Annotated in this window: 16 protein-coding genes; 6 read left to right on the forward strand and 10 right to left on the reverse strand. The window is 71.4% G+C overall.

All coding sequences use genetic code 11. The features are described from left to right. Window positions 1–263: 263 nt before the first annotated feature. From IE178_RS10800 to IE178_RS10815, 4 genes are all read right to left on the reverse strand, one after another. On the reverse strand, window positions 264–2,270 hold the full coding sequence (locus tag IE178_RS10800; protein ID WP_193512088.1) for a TerD family protein: 2,007 nt from the start codon (window positions 2,268–2,270) through the stop codon (window positions 264–266). Window positions 2,271–2,351: 81 nt separating this feature from the next. Further along, the gene (locus IE178_RS10805) at window positions 2,352–2,930 is read right to left on the reverse strand and encodes a TerD family protein (protein WP_184763492.1); all 579 of its coding nucleotides are present in this window, start codon (window positions 2,928–2,930) and stop codon (window positions 2,352–2,354) included. A 133-nt stretch (window positions 2,931–3,063) separates the two neighbouring features. Continuing rightward, a complete protein-coding gene (gene uvrB / locus IE178_RS10810; protein ID WP_193512089.1) occupies window positions 3,064–5,214 on the reverse strand; it encodes an excinuclease ABC subunit UvrB in 2,151 nt (716 codons plus the stop codon). Between the two features lie 40 nt (window positions 5,215–5,254). Beyond that, window positions 5,255–6,106 carry an MHYT domain-containing protein gene (locus IE178_RS10815; RefSeq protein ID WP_193512090.1) on the reverse strand — a complete coding sequence of 284 codons (852 nt, stop codon included), beginning with the start codon at window positions 6,104–6,106 and terminating at the stop codon, window positions 5,255–5,257. A gap of 280 nt (window positions 6,107–6,386) precedes the next feature. On the opposite strand from IE178_RS10815, the gene IE178_RS10820 reads away from it, so the two are divergent. Further along, complete coding sequence (locus tag IE178_RS10820; RefSeq protein ID WP_193512091.1) at window positions 6,387–7,259, forward strand: glycerophosphodiester phosphodiesterase; 873 nt, start codon at window positions 6,387–6,389, stop codon at window positions 7,257–7,259. Between the two features lie 116 nt (window positions 7,260–7,375). Further along, a complete protein-coding gene (locus IE178_RS10825; RefSeq protein WP_184763488.1) occupies window positions 7,376–7,930 on the forward strand; it encodes a methylated-DNA--[protein]-cysteine S-methyltransferase in 555 nt (184 codons plus the stop codon). 95 nt (window positions 7,931–8,025) lie between these two features. Here the strand turns inward: IE178_RS10825 and IE178_RS10830 are convergent, their stop codons facing one another. Next, window positions 8,026–8,454, reverse strand: a complete 429-nt coding sequence (locus tag IE178_RS10830) for a VOC family protein (protein ID WP_184763487.1) — start codon at window positions 8,452–8,454, stop codon at window positions 8,026–8,028. 100 nt (window positions 8,455–8,554) lie between these two features. Here IE178_RS10830 and IE178_RS10835 point away from each other — a divergent pair, with 100 nt between their 5' ends. From IE178_RS10835 to IE178_RS10845, 3 genes are all read left to right on the forward strand, one after another. Next, on the forward strand, window positions 8,555–9,466 hold the full coding sequence (locus IE178_RS10835; RefSeq protein ID WP_184763486.1) for a pseudouridine-5'-phosphate glycosidase: 912 nt from the start codon (window positions 8,555–8,557) through the stop codon (window positions 9,464–9,466). After that, a complete protein-coding gene (locus IE178_RS10840) occupies window positions 9,463–10,380 on the forward strand; it encodes a carbohydrate kinase family protein (protein ID WP_193512092.1) in 918 nt (305 codons plus the stop codon). The genes IE178_RS10835 and IE178_RS10840 overlap by 4 nt, the downstream gene beginning before the upstream one ends. Window positions 10,381–10,543: 163 nt before the next feature. Continuing rightward, window positions 10,544–11,671, forward strand: coding sequence for a magnesium and cobalt transport protein CorA (locus IE178_RS10845; RefSeq protein WP_184763484.1), 1,128 nt, complete (start codon window positions 10,544–10,546; stop codon window positions 11,669–11,671). A 28-nt stretch (window positions 11,672–11,699) separates the two neighbouring features. Here the strand turns inward: IE178_RS10845 and IE178_RS10850 are convergent, their stop codons facing one another. Both IE178_RS10850 and IE178_RS10855 read right to left on the reverse strand, forming a co-directional pair. Further along, the gene (locus IE178_RS10850) at window positions 11,700–12,128 is read right to left on the reverse strand and encodes a CBS domain-containing protein (protein WP_184763483.1); all 429 of its coding nucleotides are present in this window, start codon (window positions 12,126–12,128) and stop codon (window positions 11,700–11,702) included. A gap of 142 nt (window positions 12,129–12,270) precedes the next feature. Continuing rightward, window positions 12,271–12,903, reverse strand: a complete 633-nt coding sequence (locus IE178_RS10855; protein ID WP_193512093.1) for a nucleoside/nucleotide kinase family protein — start codon at window positions 12,901–12,903, stop codon at window positions 12,271–12,273. A gap of 500 nt (window positions 12,904–13,403) precedes the next feature. Between IE178_RS10855 and IE178_RS10860 the strand changes: the two genes are divergently transcribed. Then, window positions 13,404–14,894 (forward strand): glutamate synthase subunit beta, encoded by a 1,491-nt coding sequence (locus tag IE178_RS10860; RefSeq protein WP_193512094.1) that lies wholly within the window; start codon window positions 13,404–13,406, stop codon window positions 14,892–14,894. A 394-nt stretch (window positions 14,895–15,288) separates the two neighbouring features. Here the strand turns inward: IE178_RS10860 and IE178_RS10865 are convergent, their stop codons facing one another. From IE178_RS10865 to IE178_RS10875, 3 genes are all read right to left on the reverse strand, one after another. Beyond that, a complete protein-coding gene (locus IE178_RS10865) occupies window positions 15,289–16,092 on the reverse strand; it encodes an SAM-dependent methyltransferase (RefSeq protein ID WP_229876006.1) in 804 nt (267 codons plus the stop codon). A 99-nt stretch (window positions 16,093–16,191) separates the two neighbouring features. Next, window positions 16,192–16,476 (reverse strand): DUF397 domain-containing protein, encoded by a 285-nt coding sequence (locus IE178_RS10870; RefSeq protein ID WP_184763480.1) that lies wholly within the window; start codon window positions 16,474–16,476, stop codon window positions 16,192–16,194. Next, window positions 16,477–17,337, reverse strand: coding sequence for a Sco1979 family transcriptional regulator (locus tag IE178_RS10875; protein WP_193512095.1), 861 nt, complete (start codon window positions 17,335–17,337; stop codon window positions 16,477–16,479). It lies immediately after the preceding gene. Window positions 17,338–17,441: the final 104 nt, after the last annotated feature.

Here is a 17,441-nt window from a genome sequence, read left to right on the forward strand (position 1 = left end):
AAATGTCAGCGTCGTCGCTGCCGGAGGTCTCTTCCACCCGGGCCCTCCGACGCTTGACTGCGTCCGGACGATCCGTCGGGCCGACGCCCCGGGATCTGGCCTGATCCGTATTGACGGGGTCGCCGCACAGACAGGGAGTACTCCCCTCCGTGCGGTCGACCATACCCCAATCACCAAGGATTGGTAAAGAGCTGAGTAAAGGGACGCACAAAGCCCCTGCTCGGAGGGGCTTTACGTGAGCTTGGTCCAACCGTGCGAGGCGGTCACCGGTTCCAGGAGCGACGGGCCGCCGCCACCTGGGTGAGCACCTGGTGGAGCACCTGGCTGCCCGGCGGCACGAGCGGCGGCTCATAGGTCCAGGCATGCCCGACCCACGGGTCCGCCAGGTGATCGTCGGGCACCGCGGTCAGCCGCAGCAGCGAACGCCACAGCGGGTCGAGGAGCGGGCCGTAACCCGCGGACTCCTCCCGGTCGGCGACCATCATCAGATGGACACCGACGGACGGGCCCTCGTCGGCGAGGTAGCGCAACTGGTTCACGGCCCGGTCGTCGAAGCCGTGCGGGAAGTCGTTGACGATCAGGAGCTGCTGCGAGGTGTCGAAACCGGGGGGCAGCGCGTCCGGCGCTCCCCCGCGCAGCGCCATCTGCACCAGGTCGACCCGCTGGGTGAGCCTGCCCAGCACGTCCGTCACGCCCGCGGCGCCCTGGGCGGGAGGGGCCGCCAGTACACCGGTCTGCGTCAGCGGCGCCAGTGCTTGCGCACCGGATCCGGCCGGGTCGATGACATGCACCGTGAACTCGCCCGCCGGATAGACGGCGAGCAGCCGGGCCGCGTGCGCCACCGCCGTCTCCATCGCGAGACGCCGCATGTCGTGCGAGTCGGTGAACGACCCGTCGAGCGAGTCGGTCCGCCCGCTGTCGATCCACAGACCGCGCTCCAGCGGCAGCCGGAGAAGCATCGGTATGCGGATCCGCTCGGCCTCGGGAAGGCGGAGGTCACCCAGGCGCAGCGCCATGGGGATCTCCATCGGCGCGCGGTAGGCGTGCCAGACGGGGTTGTCCCAGCGGGCGAACGCCATGGGCAGGGCGGGCTCGACGACCTCGGCCTCGGCGACGAGCTGGGCGAGGTCCCGGTCGAGGACTTCCCGCGCCTGCTCGACGAGCTGGGTGTGCCGGGCCCGGGCGGCCTCACGGGCGGCGTCGCCCTGGCCACCGATCCGGCTGCGCGGGTCGGACAGGGCCTGCTCCAGCTCCCTGTCCATGCGCGACTCGGCGAAGTCGACGGCGCTCCGGTAGGCGGCGGTGGTGCGGGCCAGGTCCTCGAACATGCCCCAGACCTGGTTGTAGAGCCGCTCCTCCATGGACCAGCCGGTCGCGTCCCCCGCGACGGGCTGCGCGGGCTGCCCGGGCCGGGCCTGCGGCGCGGCCGGCGGGGGTGGCGGCGGCGCGGAGCTCCGCCGACCGGGGTGGCTGTAGTCGACCGGGCCGCCGCCGGTGGCCGCGGACGAGTCGGCACCCGCACCCCCGTACGCGGGCTGCGGCCCGCCCTGCCCCGGCCCGCCGGCCGGCTGCCCGCCGTACGACGGCTGTACGGGGCCCGGGGCACCCTGGGGCGCGATGCCGCCCTGGTCCGGGCCGAACGCGGGAGCGGCCGCCTGCCGGGAGCGGTCGCCGTCGGCCGGGCGGGGCAAAGGTGCCTGCACGGAGCGGGCGAGGCCCCGCGCGACCGCCTCGTTGATGGTGCCCGCGAGCTGCACGGCCTCGGGCAGGCCCTGGTCGGTGAGGAGTTCGGCCAGGCCGCCCGCGTAGCCCTGGCCGACGGCGCGCACCTTCCAGGCACCCTGCCGCCGGTAGAGCTCCAGCGCGACGACCGCCGACTCGGCCTCCAGACCCGTGAGGGTGTAGCTGGCGACCTCGGCGCCGTCCAGGCCGGTGACAGCGACGAAGGGGGCGGCCACGGCGCCGAACCGGGCGGTGCCCGGGCCGCTGCCCGGGGCGGGCAGGGCGAGCAGCACACTGACGCGGTGGATCGCGTCCGCCATGGCGTCCAGGTCCACCGCGAGACGGTGGTCGGCGGCCGCCTGCCGCGACACCTCCAGACCGGGTCGGGTGGGGGCGCCCGGATGGGCCACCCACTCCACTCCGTGGATCCGGCCGTCCTCGTCGCCGAGCGCGGCCGCGGCCACGATCGGCGTGCCGGCCGAGATCCGGATCTCCAGACGGGACTGGGAGAGCGGGTGGTTCTGCCCCCGCACCAGCTCGGCCGTCATCGCGTTCGTCCCCCCGTGTCGCGTGTGATGTGGCGTGTGGCTCGCGCCGGCCCGCCCGGGGCCGGCGCCGCCTTCGGGTGCCTAGAGGACCGGCAGGATCGCCGGCATGAGGTCCTGGAAGGTGCGGCCGTTGGCCGGGTTGCCCAGGGCCGTCATCGTCCAGCCGGTGCCCGAGCGGTGCACCTTCGCCATGATCTGGGCCGTGTAGGCGCCGCCACCGGCCAGCGTGTAGCGGGCGAGTTCCTGGCCGTTGGTCTCGTCGACGAGGCGGCAGAACGCGTTCTGCACCTCCTGGAAGGTCTGGCCCGTGAAGGAGTTCACGGTGAAGACGATCTGGTCGATGTGGACCGGGACGCGCGAGAGGTCGACGAGGACGGCCTCGTCGTCGCCGCCCTGCCCGACACCGCCGACGAGGTTGTCGCCGGTGTGGCGCACGGAGCCGTCGTCGCTCACCAGGTGGCGGAAGAAGACGACGTCGACCGGCTGCTTGTCGGCGAACAGGACAGCCGAGGCGTCCAGGTCGACTTCCCGGGTGCGCGAGCCGAACAGGCCCCGACGGGGAGCCGCCTGCCAGCCGAGACCCATGCGCACCGCGGTCAGGCTGCCGCCGTCGTTCTTCTGCAGACTGATGGCCTGACCCTTGGTCATGTTGACGGTCACGTGCTGATTCCCCTCTCGGACTGTCCCCTGTTGCCGCGAAACCGCGGTTGCCCAGAACCCTACGCAGGGGCACTGACAGTGACGTACCCAGGTCCGCACTTTGTGTCGTTCTTGCAACACATCCCGTGCGGGGTCAGGACAGGCCCGCCTCCCGCATCTGCCGCAGTTCCTTCTTCATCTCGGACACCTCGTCGCGCAGCCGGGCCGCGATCTCGAACTGCAGGTCGGCCGCGGCGGCCCGCATCCGCGCGGTGAGTTCCTCGATCTGTTCGGCGAGTTCGGCGGCGGGGCGATCGGTCGGCACCGTCTCCGCGGCCTTGCCCTTGGCTCCCTTGGTGCTCTTCGCGCCCTTGGCGGCCTTGGTTCCGAGCGAGGGCACCGGCGCCTTGGTGCCGCCGCCGTCCTTCTTGGCCTTGCGGTAACCCGAACCGAGCAGTTGCTCGGTGTCGATGTCCTCGCGGGCGATCTGCGCGACGATGTCGTTGATCTTCTTGCGCAGTGGCTGCGGGTCGATGCCCCTCGCCTGGTTGTACGCGACCTGCTTCTCCCGGCGGCGGTTGGTCTCGTCGATGGCCTTCTCCATCGCGGGAGTGATCTTGTCGGCGTACATGTGGACCTGGCCGGAGACATTGCGCGCCGCGCGGCCGATGGTCTGGATCAGGGAGGTGCCGGAGCGCAGGAAGCCCTCCTTGTCGGCGTCGAGGATCGCCACCAGGGACACCTCGGGCAGGTCGAGGCCCTCACGCAGCAGGTTGATGCCGACGAGGACGTCGAACTCGCCGCTGCGCAGCTCCCGCAGCAGCTCCACGCGGCGCAGGGTGTCGACGTCGCTGTGCAGATAGCGCACCTGGATGCCGAGTTCGAGGAAGTAGTCGGTGAGGTCCTCGGCCATCTTCTTGGTGAGCGTGGTGACCAGGACGCGTTCGTCCTTCTCCACGCGGGTGCGGATCTCGTGCACCAGGTCGTCGATCTGGCCCTCGGTCGGCTTGACCACCACCTCAGGGTCGACGAGGCCGGTGGGGCGGATGATCTGCTCGACGACGCCGTCCGAGCGGGAGAGCTCGTACTGGCCGGGGGTGGCCGACAGGTAGACGGTCTGGCCGATGCGCTCCTGGAACTCCTCCCACTTCAGCGGGCGGTTGTCCAGGGCGGAGGGGAGCCGGAAGCCGTGGTCGACGAGGGTGCGCTTGCGGGAGGCGTCGCCCTCGTACATGGCGCCGATCTGCGGGACGGTCACATGCGACTCGTCGATGACGAGGAGGAAGTCGTCCGGGAAGTAGTCCAGCAGGGTGTTCGGCGGCGAGCCGGGCAGGCGGCCGTCGAAGTGCATCGAGTAGTTCTCGACGCCGGAGCAGGAGCCGATCTGGCGGAGCATCTCCAGGTCGTACGTGGTCCGCATGCGCAGGCGCTGGGCCTCGAGGAGCTTGCCCTGCTTCTCCAGCTCGGTCAGCCGCTCGCCGAGCTCCTTCTCGATGTCGGTGACCGCGCGCTCCAGCCGCTCGGGTCCCGCGACGTAGTGGGTGGCCGGGAAGACGTACAGCTGCTCGTCGTCGCTGATGATCTCGCCGGTGAGCGGGTGCAGTGTGGACAGCGCCTCGATCTCGTCGCCGAACATCTCGATCCGGACGGCGAGCTCCTCGTAGACCGGGAAGATCTCGATGGTGTCGCCGCGGACGCGGAAGGTGCCGCGGCTGAAGGCCATGTCGTTGCGCGTGTACTGGATGTCCACGAAGCGGCGCAGCAGTTCGTCCCGGTCGAATTCGTCGCCGACGCGGAGGGGGACCATGCGGTCCACGTACTCCTGCGGCGTGCCCAGGCCGTAGATGCAGGAGACCGAGGCGACCACGACGACGTCCCGGCGGGTGAGCAGGGAGTTGGTCGCGGAGTGGCGCAGCCGCTCGACCTCCTCGTTGATCGAGGAGTCCTTCTCGATGTAGGTGTCCGACTGCGGGACGTACGCCTCGGGCTGGTAGTAGTCGTAGTACGAGACGAAGTACTCGATCGCGTTGTTCGGCAGCAGCTCGCGGAACTCGTTGGCCAGCTGGGCGGCCAGGGTCTTGTTCGGCGCCATGACCAGGGTGGGACGCTGGAGCTTCTCGATCATCCACGCGGTGGTGGCGGACTTGCCGGTGCCGGTCGCGCCCAGCAGGACGACGTCCTTCTCACCGGCTTCGATGCGCCGGGCGAGGTCGGCGATGGCCGCGGGCTGGTCGCCGTTGGGCTGGTAGGGACTGACGACCTCGAAGGGCGCCACCGAGCGTTCGATCTGGGAAACGGGCCGCATGCCATCCACCGTACGACCCGGCACTGACAACCGGTCGGGATCAGCGTCGCTGCGGGGTCCGGGAGCGGTGTTCCACGGGGCCCCGGGCCCGCAGCCGCGAGCGCGGGACCGGGGAGTGGGCGGGAATGCCGGGCTTGTGCTCGACCGGGGGCGCGGTGGATCCGGCCATGACGATCAGCGGGTCGAAGATCACCACGATGCCCACGAGGACGAGGAGGGCGAGCGGGCCGACCATCATCGGCCCGAGCAGGGCGGCCGCGGACTCCCCCGTGACGGGGTCCGCCGTGCCGTGGACGTGCACGTCGAGGGCGGCCATGCCCGTGTAGTGCATGCCGGTGACCGCGAGCCCCATGACGAGGCTCGCCCCCACGCTCCACAGGAAGCCCTTCATCTGCCCGGCCGCCCACAGCGCGGCACTGGCGGCGACCATCGCGATGGCCACGGAGGCGGCGACGGTCACGGTGTTGTACTCCAGCCGTCCGTCGAGGCTCATGCCGGCCATGCCGAGGTAGTGCATCGAGGCGATGCCGAGGCCGGTGACGGTGCCCCCGGTGAACAGGGCCGTCCCGGAGGCGCCTCGGTAGCCGACGATGAAGACCCCCGTGCCCACCATGACGATGGCGACGACCAGACTCGCGAACGTCATCATCCGGTCGTAGAGGATCGGTGTCCCCTCGATGGTGAAGCCCAGCATCGCGATGAAGTGCATCGTCCATATGCCGGAGCCGATGGCCGCGGACCCCAGGGCGAGCCAGCCGGGGCGCCAGGACCGGGCCACCACCATGGCCCTGGTGATGCAGCGCAGGCCCAGGGCACCGCCGAGGCAGGCCATGAGGTAGGCCACCAGCGGTGTGACCAGCCCGTAGTTGAATCCGTCGACCGTGCTCTGCATGCGCGGCTGCCCTTTCCGCCCTGTGCGTCCCGCAATTACCCGAAGTGAGCCCCCTCCCCAGGACCGCGACGGCGGCCAGGGTTGACGCAGAGAGTATGGCCCCACCGGAATGGTCGAACGACTTTCCGGCAAAGAAACACGCCCTTGCCCCAGGTGTGTGGCACCAGTGTGCGGAGTTCGGACGACGCCGTTCAATCTGTGGCCATCCTGCACCCGTCTCGCGTTGGCCCTCTGCTGTCACAGTTGAGCTGTCCGTGATCGTTCGACGCGAGGAGTACGCATGCACGCACGCGCTGTCGCCGCCTCGACCACCGCGCTCCTGGGAACCGCCGCCCTCCTGCTTCCGCTCTCCCCCGCGCGGGCCGCCGACAGCGGTGCCCGCCCCGTGGTCGTCGCCCACCGGGGCGCCTCCGCGTACGCGCCCGAGAACACCCTGGCGGCCGTCGACCAGGCGGCCGCGCTCGGCGTCGACTGGGTGGAGAACGACGTCCAGCGCACCAAGGACGGTGAACTCGTCGTCGTCCACGACGACAGCCTGCAGCGCACCACGGACGTCGAGGAGGTCTTCCCCGACCGGGCTCCGTGGAAGGTGAAGGACTTCACCGCCGCGGAGATCGCCCGGCTGGACGCGGGCAGCTGGTTCGGCCCGGCGTACGCGGGCGCGCGCGTGCCGACACTGGAGCAGTTCGTGCACCGCGTCGAGCGGCACGACCAGAAGCTGCTGCTGGAGATCAAGAACCCTCAGCTGTATCCCGGCATAGAGCGGCAGACCCTCAAGGTTCTGAGCAACGAGGGGTGGCTGGACCGCCCGCATGTGAAGCACCGGCTGATCGTGCAGAGCTTCAGCGCGGACAGCGTACGGACGGTCCATGACCTGAAGCCCGCGGTGAAGACCGGCTTCCTCGGGACGCCGCCGGTCGCGGACCTGCCGTCGTACGCGGCCTTCACCGATCAGATCAACCCGTCGTACGCCTCGCTCTCCTCCGGTTACGTCGCCGCCGTGCACGCCTTCCGGGGGCCGCACGGCAGGCCGCTGGAGGTGTTCACCTGGACCGTGAACGACGCGGACGCCGCCCGGCGGGTCGCCGGGTTCGGGGTCGACGGGATCATCACCAACACGCCCGACGTGGTGCGGGAGGCGGTGGGCGGCTGAGGCGTCCGCCCGCGCCGCCCTCTTCGTCCCGGCGTCGCGTCAGTCAGTGGCAGAGCCACGACCGCCGGAAGCCGCTACGAGGGTCGATGTCAGCGGCGGGTCGTACGGTGGGGCGCATGGACAGCCATGGGCAGTACGAGCAGCGGGTCGTGTGGGCCGTCGTCGGCACCGGCATCGGCCCGTTGCTGCTGGCCGCGACCCGTGAGGGTCTGGTCAACGTCGTGTTCCACGCCACGGACGAGGTGCGCGACAGCGCGCTGGACCGGCTGGCGTCCCGGCTCGGCACCGATCCCGTCGAGGAGCCCGGCTCCCCGCTGCTGGCCGAGGCGATACGTCAGGTCGAGGCGTACTTCGCGGGCCGGCGGCAGGCGTTCGACCTGCCGCTGGACTGGTCGCTGATCGCCGGTTTCCACCGTGAGGTTCTGCGGGAGCTGGCCGTCGGCGTGCCGTTCGGGACGGTCGTGGGGTACGGGGATCTGGCCGGCCGGGTCGGTCAGCCCGGTGCCGCCCAGGCGGTGGGTATGGCGATGGGCGCCAATCCGCTGCCGGTGGTCGTGCCGTGCCACCGGGTGGTGGAGAGCGGCGGCGGCATCGGCGGGTTCGGCGGCGGGCTGGAGACCAAGAGGCGACTGCTCGCGCTGGAGGGTGTGCTGCCCGAGCCGCTGTTCTGACGGCTCGGGCACTCCGGCACTGCGGCGCGCCGTCCAGACGGATCGGGACGGCGGCGGTGGGTCCCTCGCCGCGAACAGCCTCCAGGCGCCATCGGTCAGTCGTAGTGCCGCGCCTCGAACACGTTGCCGTCCGGGTCGCGGAAGTAGAAGCTGCGCTTGGCCGGGCCGCGCGCGCCGAAGGAGTCGTGCGAGAGGTCCGTCACGGGTACGGAGCGCTCCTCGAGGCGGCTGCGGAGGGCGTCGAAGTCGTCGGCCGGCAGGGACAGGCAGACATGGTTGACGGGGTGGCCCGAGCTCTCGGCGGCGCCGGGAAGCATCGTCATGCGGTCCGCCCTGGCCACCGGCATGAGGTCGAGGATGGTCTCCTGGTTGACGCGCACCGAGGGGAAGGGCGCCTCACCCACGGAGAAGTCGGTGAGCCTGACGGGCTCCAGGCCCACGGCCTTCTCGTAGAAGCCGGCGGCGGCGATGGGATCACGCACCCACAGGACGACGTGGTCGAGCCGAGTCGTGTTGTCCGTCATATCTGCCAGCCTCCGTGATGTCCGTGACAGCGCGCAAGGGTTTGGCCCGGCGCGCGGGCCGCCAGAGATGAGGGAGTACCGGCAGACAGGAGGCAGGCGCGTGGTGCTCATGGTGTCCGAAGAGGTACGGGAGGCGATCTTCGCGCGTCGGCCGGTGGTGGCCCTGGAGTCCACGATCATCGCGCACGGGCTGCCCCGGCCCCGCAATCTACAGGTGGCGCTGGAGCTGGAGGCGGCCGTACGGCAGGAGGGCGCGGTGCCGGCGACGATCGCCGTCTTGGACGGGCGGCCCCGGGTCGGCCTGGACAAGGAGGAGCTGGAGCGGGTCGCCAACGAGGACGGTATCCGCAAGCTGGGCCACCGTGATCTGCCGCTCGCGGTGGCCACCGGGGCGAGCGGGGCGACCACGGTGTCGGCCACCGCCCTGCTGGCGGCGCTCGCGGGCGTGCGCGTGTTCGCCACCGGGGGGCTCGGCGGGGTGCACCGGGAGTGGACGGTGACCCAGGACGAGTCGGCCGACCTGGGTCTGCTGGCGCGTACGCGGATCACCGTGGTGTGCGCGGGGGTGAAGTCGATCCTGGATGTGCCGGCGACCTTGCAGCGGCTGGAGACGCTGGGGGTCGCGGTCGCCGGGTACGGCACGGATCGCTTCCCCGGCTTCTATCTGTCCGACTCGGGGCATCCCGTGGACTGGCGGCTCGACACTCCGGGGCAGGTGGCGGACGTGATGCGGACGCAGGACGCGCTCGGCGGGCCGGAGTCGGCGCTGATCGTGGCCAACCCGGTCCGCGAGGAGGAGCAGCTGGACCCGGGGGTGCACGCGCGGGTGCTCGACGAGGCGCTGCACGCGTGCGAGGCGGAGGGCGTCAGCGGTCAGGGGGTCACCCCCTTCCTGCTCGATTATCTGGTCCGCCACACCGACGGCGCCTCCCTCGCCGCGAACCTGGCGGCGGTCCGGGGCAACGTACGCCTGGCGGCGCGCGTCGCGACGGCCTGGGCCGCCGGGGAATGACGGGGGCGGTGCGGGGCGGGGCGTTGTTGGTCGTCGGTGACGTCATCACGGATGTGGTCGCCCGGCACCGGAGGCCGCTCGCCCCGGGTACGGACACGGCGGCGTCGATCAGGAGGGTGCCGGGTGGCGCGGGTGCCAATGTGGCCTGCTGGGCGGCCCGTTGGGGTGATGCCGAGGTGCGGCTCCTCGGACGGGTGGGTTCGGACGCGGCGGCCTGGCACGAGCGGGAGCTGGCCGCCTGCGGGGTCCGCCCCCTGCTGGTCGTGGACGGCGAGACCCCCACGGGGACGGTGATCTGCCTGGTCGACGAGGGCGCGGCAGCCGAACGGACCTTTCTCACCGACAGCGGCGCGTCGCTGCGGTTCGACCCCGGTGACTGGTCGGACGCGTTGCTGGACGGTGTGGCGCGATTGCACCTGTCGGGCTACCTCCTGTTCACCGCACCGAGCCGGGCCTTCGTCGCGGTGGCGTTGAAGGCGGCCCGTGCGCGGGGGGTGCCGGTGAGTCTGGATCCGGCGTCGGCCGGGTTCCTCGTGGATCTGGGCATCGACCGGTTCCGGGCGCTCGTCGAAGGCGTGGACGTCCTGCTGCCCAGCCGTGACGAGGCCTGTCTGCTGACGGGGTCGTCCGATGCCGCCGATGCCGCGGCGCGGCTGAGCCGGCTCGTCCCGCTGGTGGTGGCCAAGCAGGGCGCGCAGGGCGCGCTGCTCGCGCGGTCCGGCGAGGTGTGTGCCCGTGTCCCCGCCGTACCCGCGACGCCACAGGACACGACGGGCGCCGGCGACGCGTTCACCGGCGCGTTCCTGGCCGCCCTGCTCGCGGGCGCCGGCCCGGAGCAGGCGGCGGAGGAGGGTTGCAGGGCGGGCGCACAAGCGGTGGAGAGCATAGGGGGACGCCCACCCGCACGGGCCTGACGAACGGACATCACACCGGGTGAACTCCCCTTGTCCACAGGCGGGAACCGAGCGGAATAGTCGGTTCCCACAGGCTCGCGCACGCCGCGTCCAGGACTGGCAGACTGGCGCGCCAAGGCCGGGAAACAGGTACGGCGCGGGGGAACCACGCAAGGAGAGCCAGATGTCCATGGCAGGGAATCTGCGGAAGGTCACGAGTCTGGGGAAGGTCGGCGGACTGCGCCGGGTGGCCCGGCTGGCCCGGCGGCGCCCCCGCGTGGATCTGAGTCACCCCGCCCGGTCTCCGCTGGGCTCCTCGGTGGTCAACTGCGTGACGTACCGGGACGGTCACCGCATCGCCGCGCGCGGGGATCTGATGGACGCCGTGAAGCAGGTGCGCAAGAGCGGGGAGGGGTTCGTCTGGCTGGGCCTGCATGAACCGACGGACCAGGAGTTCGCCGGCATCGCCGGACTGTTCGACCTGCATCCGCTGGCGGTCGAGGACGCCGTCGAGGCCCACCAGCGGCCCAAGCTGGAGCGGTACGGGGAGACGCTGTTCGCCGTGTTCAAGACGGTCTGCTACGTCGAGCACGAGGAGCTCACCGCCACCAGCGAGGTGGTGGACACCGGCGAGATCATGGTGTTCCTGGGAGAGGATTTCGTGATCACCGTGCGGCACGGACGGCACGGCTCGCTGGGACCGTTGCGCGAGGGGCTGGAGTCCGATCCCGAGCAGCTGGCCAAGGGCCCGTCCGCGGTGCTGCACGCGATCGCGGACCATGTCGTCGACGACTATCTGACCGTCATCGACTCGGTCCAGGAGGACATGGACCAGGTCGAGACGGATGTGTTCGCGGAGCACGGCGCCCGGGTCGACCCGGGCCGCATCTACCAGCTCAAGCGGGAACTCCTGGAACTGAAGCGGGCGGTGGTGCCGCTCGGCCGGCCGCTGGAGGAGCTCGCCATACGGCCGATCCGGGTGGTCGCCCCGGAGATACAGGCGTACTTCCGCGACGTCTCCGACCATCTGCAGCGGGCGAAGGAGCAGATAGCGGCCTTCGACGAACTGCTCAACTCCATCCTCCAGGCCCACCTCGCGCAGGTCACGGTGGCGCAGAATGAGGACATGCGCAAGATCACCGCATGGGCGGCGATCGTCGCGGTGCCGACGATGGTCTGCGGGATGTACGGCATGAACTTCGACCACATGCCCGAGCTGCACTGGCGGTACGGCTACGGCATGGTCATCGGGGTGATATCCGTGGCCTGCCTGCTGCTGTACCGGGCGTTCCGGCGCACGCGCTGGCTCTGAGACCCGCCCCGGTGCGGCGGCCCGGGGGTCAACCCGTGGTGGTCCTGGCGTAGACGTTCTCGGCCCAGGTGGCGATCTGGCCCTCGGTCAGGTGCCGGGCGAGATCGGCCTCGCTGATCATGCCGACGAGGCGCTTGCCGTCGATGACGGGCAGCCTGCGGATCTGGTGGGTCTGCATCTCCTGGAGCACCTCGCCGATGTCGGCGTCCGCCTCGATCCACCGCGGGGTGCCCTTGGCCATCTCACCGGCGGTGACCCGGGCCGGATCGCCCCCCATCGCGACGCAGCCGACGACGATGTCCCGGTCGGTGAGGATGCCGCACAGCCGCTCGTCCTCGTCGCTGATGGGCAGCGCGCCGACGTTCAGCTCGCGCATCAACTGCGCGGCGCGATCGAGGGTCTGGTGAGCGGGAATCCACTGGGCGCCGCGGTGCATGATGTCTCCGGCGGTGGTCATGAGGTACCTCCCGGTGCCGGACGGCCGGCGCGGCGCGGGGCGCTCCGCGAGTCCCGGCGCTCTTCATTCTCGCCGTACCAACCGCGGACGGCACACGGAGGGCGGCTCGCTCCGCGAACCCCCTCGCGCCGCCCCGTCGGTCTCAGCCGTGCCACGCCGGATGGCGGGGGTCGTCGGCCCGCACCAGCACGTCGGCGGTGCCGGCCGGGTCGGTCTCCTGTTCGTAGCGCGCGAAGGCAGGGAGGGTCCAGTGCTCGGCCTCGGGGGTACGGCGGCGCAGGGCACCCGGGGAGAGGAGGACATGGACGCTCAGATCGAAGGGGAACCAGTGCCGCAGAAGGAATGGTCCGTGCAGGAGCAGCACGCCACCGGGCGGGAGTTCGACGTAGGGGCTGCGGGTGGCGCGGTCGGTGACGGGGTCCCACAGGTCGGGCAGGACCCGTCCGCCGCCGCCGGGTTCGAGAGGGCCGAACACCTCGCGCCAGAGGGCTCCGGTGTCGTACCAGCCGCCGTAGTAGGACTCCACGTCCCGGTGGCCGTATTCGAGCCGGACCGAGGCGGGCCGCAGGAAGCCCTCGGTGCCCACGACCAGGGAGGGGCGACCGCGTATGCGCAGCGCCTCGGCGACACGCTCGGCGAGGTCTCCCGGACGGGCGGCCGGGGCGCCGTCGAGGGCGACCCGGGGCCAGGGGCCGCCGTCGGCCGTGTTCAGCTCCAGCAGGCGTTCGGCGAGGAGGTCGCCGAGCCGGTCCCAGGTGATCGCTTCGAGTCGCACACGGCCATGATGCGTCAGCGGCCGGTCCGGTCGCTCCGATCGCTCGGATCGCTCGGATCGCTCAGGTCGCTCAGGTCGCTCAGGTCGCTCAGGTCGCTCAGGTCGCTCGGATCGCTCGGATCGCTCGGATCGCATGGTCCTACGCGGTCCGGTGCCCGGCGGCCGGCACGTGGCCCGCGTCGCGTCGCGGGGAAGCAATCATGTACGGCACCCCGCTCAGCTCCCCCTTCGTTCCGCGGGTTTGTCGTCCATGGGCCGCTCAGAGAACGGCACCGCGCCGGTTGCCGTCGTGGCAGGCGCGCACCGCCCTGACAACCCGCCCCGGCAGCCCGCCCTGGACGCTCGCATGGGCCCGCGCCGCTCGGCCATGGCCGGGCGGCGCTTCCCGGAAAGCGCTGTCCGGGCACTCTGCGAGCACGGCTGAGCGGACGTATCGTGGCCGCAGGAGTGCCGCCCCGACGACGCACGGCCTGTCACCCGCGCACGCAAGGAAGACGGCCATGGCCGATCCCAAGGGTTTTCTGACCACGCCCCGCCAGGAGTGGCCCCGCAGGCCCGTGGCGGAACGGGTCCACGACTGGAACGAGGTCCAGGTCCCCGGGGCGCTGCTGCCCATCGTCGGCCCACAGGCCGACCGCTGCATGGACTGCGGTGTCCCCTTCTGCCACGAGGCCTGCCCGCTGGGCAATCTGATCCCCGAGTGGAACGACCTGGTGTCCCGGGAGGACTGGCGGGCGGCGGCGGACCGGCTGCACGCCACCAACAACTTCCCCGAGTTCACCGGCCGCTTGTGCCCGGCACCCTGCGAGGCGGGCTGTGTGCTCGCCATCAATCAGCCAGCGGTCACCATCAAGAACGTCGAGTGCGCGATCGCCGACCGTGCCTGGGAGCAGGGCTTCGCGCCGCCGGCCCCGCCGGACCGGCTCTCCGGCCGGACGGTCGCGGTCATCGGTTCGGGCCCCACGGGACTGGCCGCGGCCCAGCAGCTGACCCGGGCCGGTCACACGGTCGCCGTGTACGAGCGGGACGACCGGATCGGCGGGCTGATGCGGTACGGCATCCCCGAGTTCAAGATGGAGAAGCGTCATCTGGAACGGCGCGTGGAGCAGATGCGGGCCGAGGGGACGAAGTTCCGTACGTCCACGACGGTCGGGCGCGATGTGGAAGCGGCCGAGCTGCGGACCCGCTACGACGCCGTGGTGATCGCCACGGGGGCGACGGCGTGGCGCGAGCTGACCGTTCCGGGCAGGGGACTCACCGGTATTCACCAGGCGATGGAGTATCTGCCGCTGGCCAACCGGGTGTGCGAGGGGGATCTGGAGTCGTCGCCGCTGTCCGCGGCGGGCAGGCACGTCGTCATCGTCGGGGGCGGTGACACGGGCGCCGACTGTCTGGGCACGGCCGTGCGCGAGGGAGCGGCGTCGGTCACCCAGCTCGACATCTACGGCCGGCCGGGCGCCGAGCGCGACGAGGACGCGGAACCCTGGCCGACGTATCCGAAGCTGTACCGGCTGTCCGCCGCGCACGAGGAGGCCCGCGATCTGCGGACGGCGCCGGCGGCGGACGCGGACGCCCGGCTGTTCGCGGCATCCACGCTGCGCTTCACCGGCGACGCGGACGGGCAGGTGCGCTCACTGCACCTGGTCGAGGTGGACGCGGGCCGCCGCCCCGTGCCGGGCACCGAGCGGACGCTGCCCGCCGATCTCGTCCTGCTCGCGCTCGGCTTCTCGGGGCCCGACCAGGGGGACGGGCTCATCGCCCAGCTGGGGCTGGAGCTGGAGCCCCGCGGCACGATCGCCCGGGACGCGGGCTTCGCCACGAACGCGCCGGGCGTCTTCGCGGCCGGGGACGCCGCCCGCGGGCAGTCGCTGATCGTGTGGGCCATCGCGGAGGGCCGCGCGGTGGCGGCAGCGGTCGACCGCCATCTGACCGACGGCACCACACGTCTCCCTGCCCCGATCCGCCCATACGACCGACCGATGACGGCGTGACCCGCCCCGTACGGTGGTGACGCGCCGCGGCGCTGTCCGTCGGGTGGGCGGGAGCCCGGTGCTTGCGGGGGCGCCCCGCTGTACCGCCGGCCGGTCGGTGGGCAGCCGCGGCGCTTGCGGGGTGCCGGCAGCGAGTGGGCCGGGAGGTGTTCGCGCAGCCCGGCGCTTACGGGGTGCCACCGCACCCGGCCGTGCCGCCCCGGGGGCACCTCCCAGGCCGTTCTCGCACGGGGGGAGGCACGGCTGCCCGCAGTCGGCGACGCCTACGGACCCGACGCACCCACCATCCGGAGGCGCACGCGCGACGGCGGCCCGCCGTGTCGTACGGCGGGCCGCCGGGGGCGGAGTGGTGCCGGAACGAAGGACCCGGGCGGGCCCCATTACTCCGCCGGGTTCACGGCTTGCGGGCCACCGCCCCGTAGCCCGGGATCACCCCGTCGTCCTGGCCCGGGATCGGCTCCCCCAGCTCCGGGCGCCACTGGTGGGGCACCTGCACGCCGGGATCGACCAGGTCGAGGCCGTCGAAGAAGCGGCTGAACTCCTCGCGGGAGCGCAGCGCCAGGGTGACGCCCGCGGCCTTGAGCTTCTCGGTGGCCGCCTTCGACTCCTCGGGCGTGAAGTCGGCCGTCGCGTGGGTGACGACCAGATGGCTGCCGGAGGGCAGCGCGTCCAGCAGCCGCCCGACCAGCTCGTGCGCGCCGTCCTCGTCGGAGACGAAGTGCAGCAGCGCGATGAGCGACAGCGCGACCGGCTCGGTGAAGTCGAGGATCTCCCGCGCCCCCTCCAGGATGGCGTCCGGTTCCCGCACGTCGGCCTGGAGGTATTCGGTCACCCCCTCGTCCGTACCGCGCAGCAGGGCCGCCGCGTGGGCCAGCACGATGGGGTCGTTGTCGCAGTACACGACGCGGGCGTCCGGCGCGATCGCCTGGGCCACCTGGTGCAGGTTGGGCTCGGTGGGGATGCCGGTGCCGATGTCGAGGAACTGACGTACGCCCTGGCCGGCCAGCCAGCGCGTGGTCCGCTGCATGAACGCGCGGTTCACGCGTGCCATCACCGGGACCCTCGGGTCGAGGGCCAGCATCTGCCGGCCCATGGCCTCGTCGACCGGGTAGTTGTCCTTGCCTCCGAGATACCAGTCGTACATCCGCGCGGGGTGCGGCCTGCTCGTGTCGATTTCCACGGGGTACTGCCCGGTCATGACGGACTCCATAAGTCTCTGCAACTATTAATGATCAAGTCAGTGCCAAGAAGTGAGAAGAGTGAGGCGATGAAACAAAGGTAAAGCGGACAAAAGACCTCAGGACAGCAGGAAATCCGCCTCCCCCGCCTTCGCTCCCTCAATGAAGGCCGTCATCTCGGCGGAGGTGTAGATGAGCGCCGGTCCGTCCGGGTCGGTGGACTGGCGTACGGCGATCCGGCCGTCGTCGAGCTTCATCGCCTCCAGGCAGTTCCCCCCGTTGCCGCCGCTCCACGGCTTGCGCCAGCCCTCGCTGCCCAGCTCCCGCGCGGGCATCCCGTTGTAGATCCGTCCGGCGCGGACCCGCGGCCGGGGCAGGGACTTCAGGGGCTCCATGAGTTCCATTCACAGCTCCTTGCGGAGATCCCGGAGGATCTCCTTCGTGCGATGTGCCGTGGCGGCCTGCGCCGCCATGCGGTCCATGACCTCGAGGTGGGTCGCCACCTCGGTGCGCGCGTCCAGGTAGACGGCGCCGGTCAGGTACTCGCTGTAGACCATGTCCGGCAGTTCGGGCATGGCAAATCGGAACAGCACGAACGGCCCGTACGTGCCGGGGTGCGGCCCGCCGGCGAACGTCGCGACCTGCAGCGTCACATGGGGCAGCTTCGCGGCCTCGAGCAACTTGTCGATCTGATCACGCATCACCTTCGGGCCGCCGACCGGGCGGCGGAGCGCGGTCTCGTCCATCACGACCCACAGCCGGGGCGCGTCCTCACGGCTGAGCAGTTCCTGCCGCCGCATGCGGAGGTCGACATGGCGCTCGATGTCCTCGGGCTGCGTCTGCCCGACGGCACCCGAGCGCAGCACACCGCGCGCGTAGTCCTCGGTCTGGAGCAGTCCGGGGACGAAGTGGGGCTCGTAGCTGCGGATGAGGGCGGCCGCGCCCTCCAGGCTGACGTACATCGAGAACCAGCCGGGCAGGATGTCGTGGAAACGCTGCCACCACCCCGGCCGGTTGGCGTCCTCGGCCAGCTGCACGAACGCTTCGGCCTCGTCGTCGGAGACGCCGTACGCCTTCAGCAGGAGCTGGAGGTACGGGATCTTGAGCGCGACCTCGGCCATCTCCATACGGCGGACGGTGGCGGGGGCGACACGGAGGATGCGGGCGGCCTCCTCCCGCTTGAGTCCCGCGCGTTCCCGCAGGTCCAGTAGGCGCCGGCCGAGGACGACCTGACCGACCGTCGGCGCGGAACGGGGTTCACTCATACTCCACCTCCCTCAAACAGATCCTGACAGCCCGGCGGCGCCATGCGGAGATCCTTCCGATGACCCATTCATCCGAACATCAAGCGAATGCTCATTCGAACAGA

The organism is Streptomyces griseoloalbus (assembly GCA_014650015.1).
GTDB classification, from domain to species: domain Bacteria; phylum Actinomycetota; class Actinomycetes; order Streptomycetales; family Streptomycetaceae; genus Streptomyces; species Streptomyces griseoloalbus.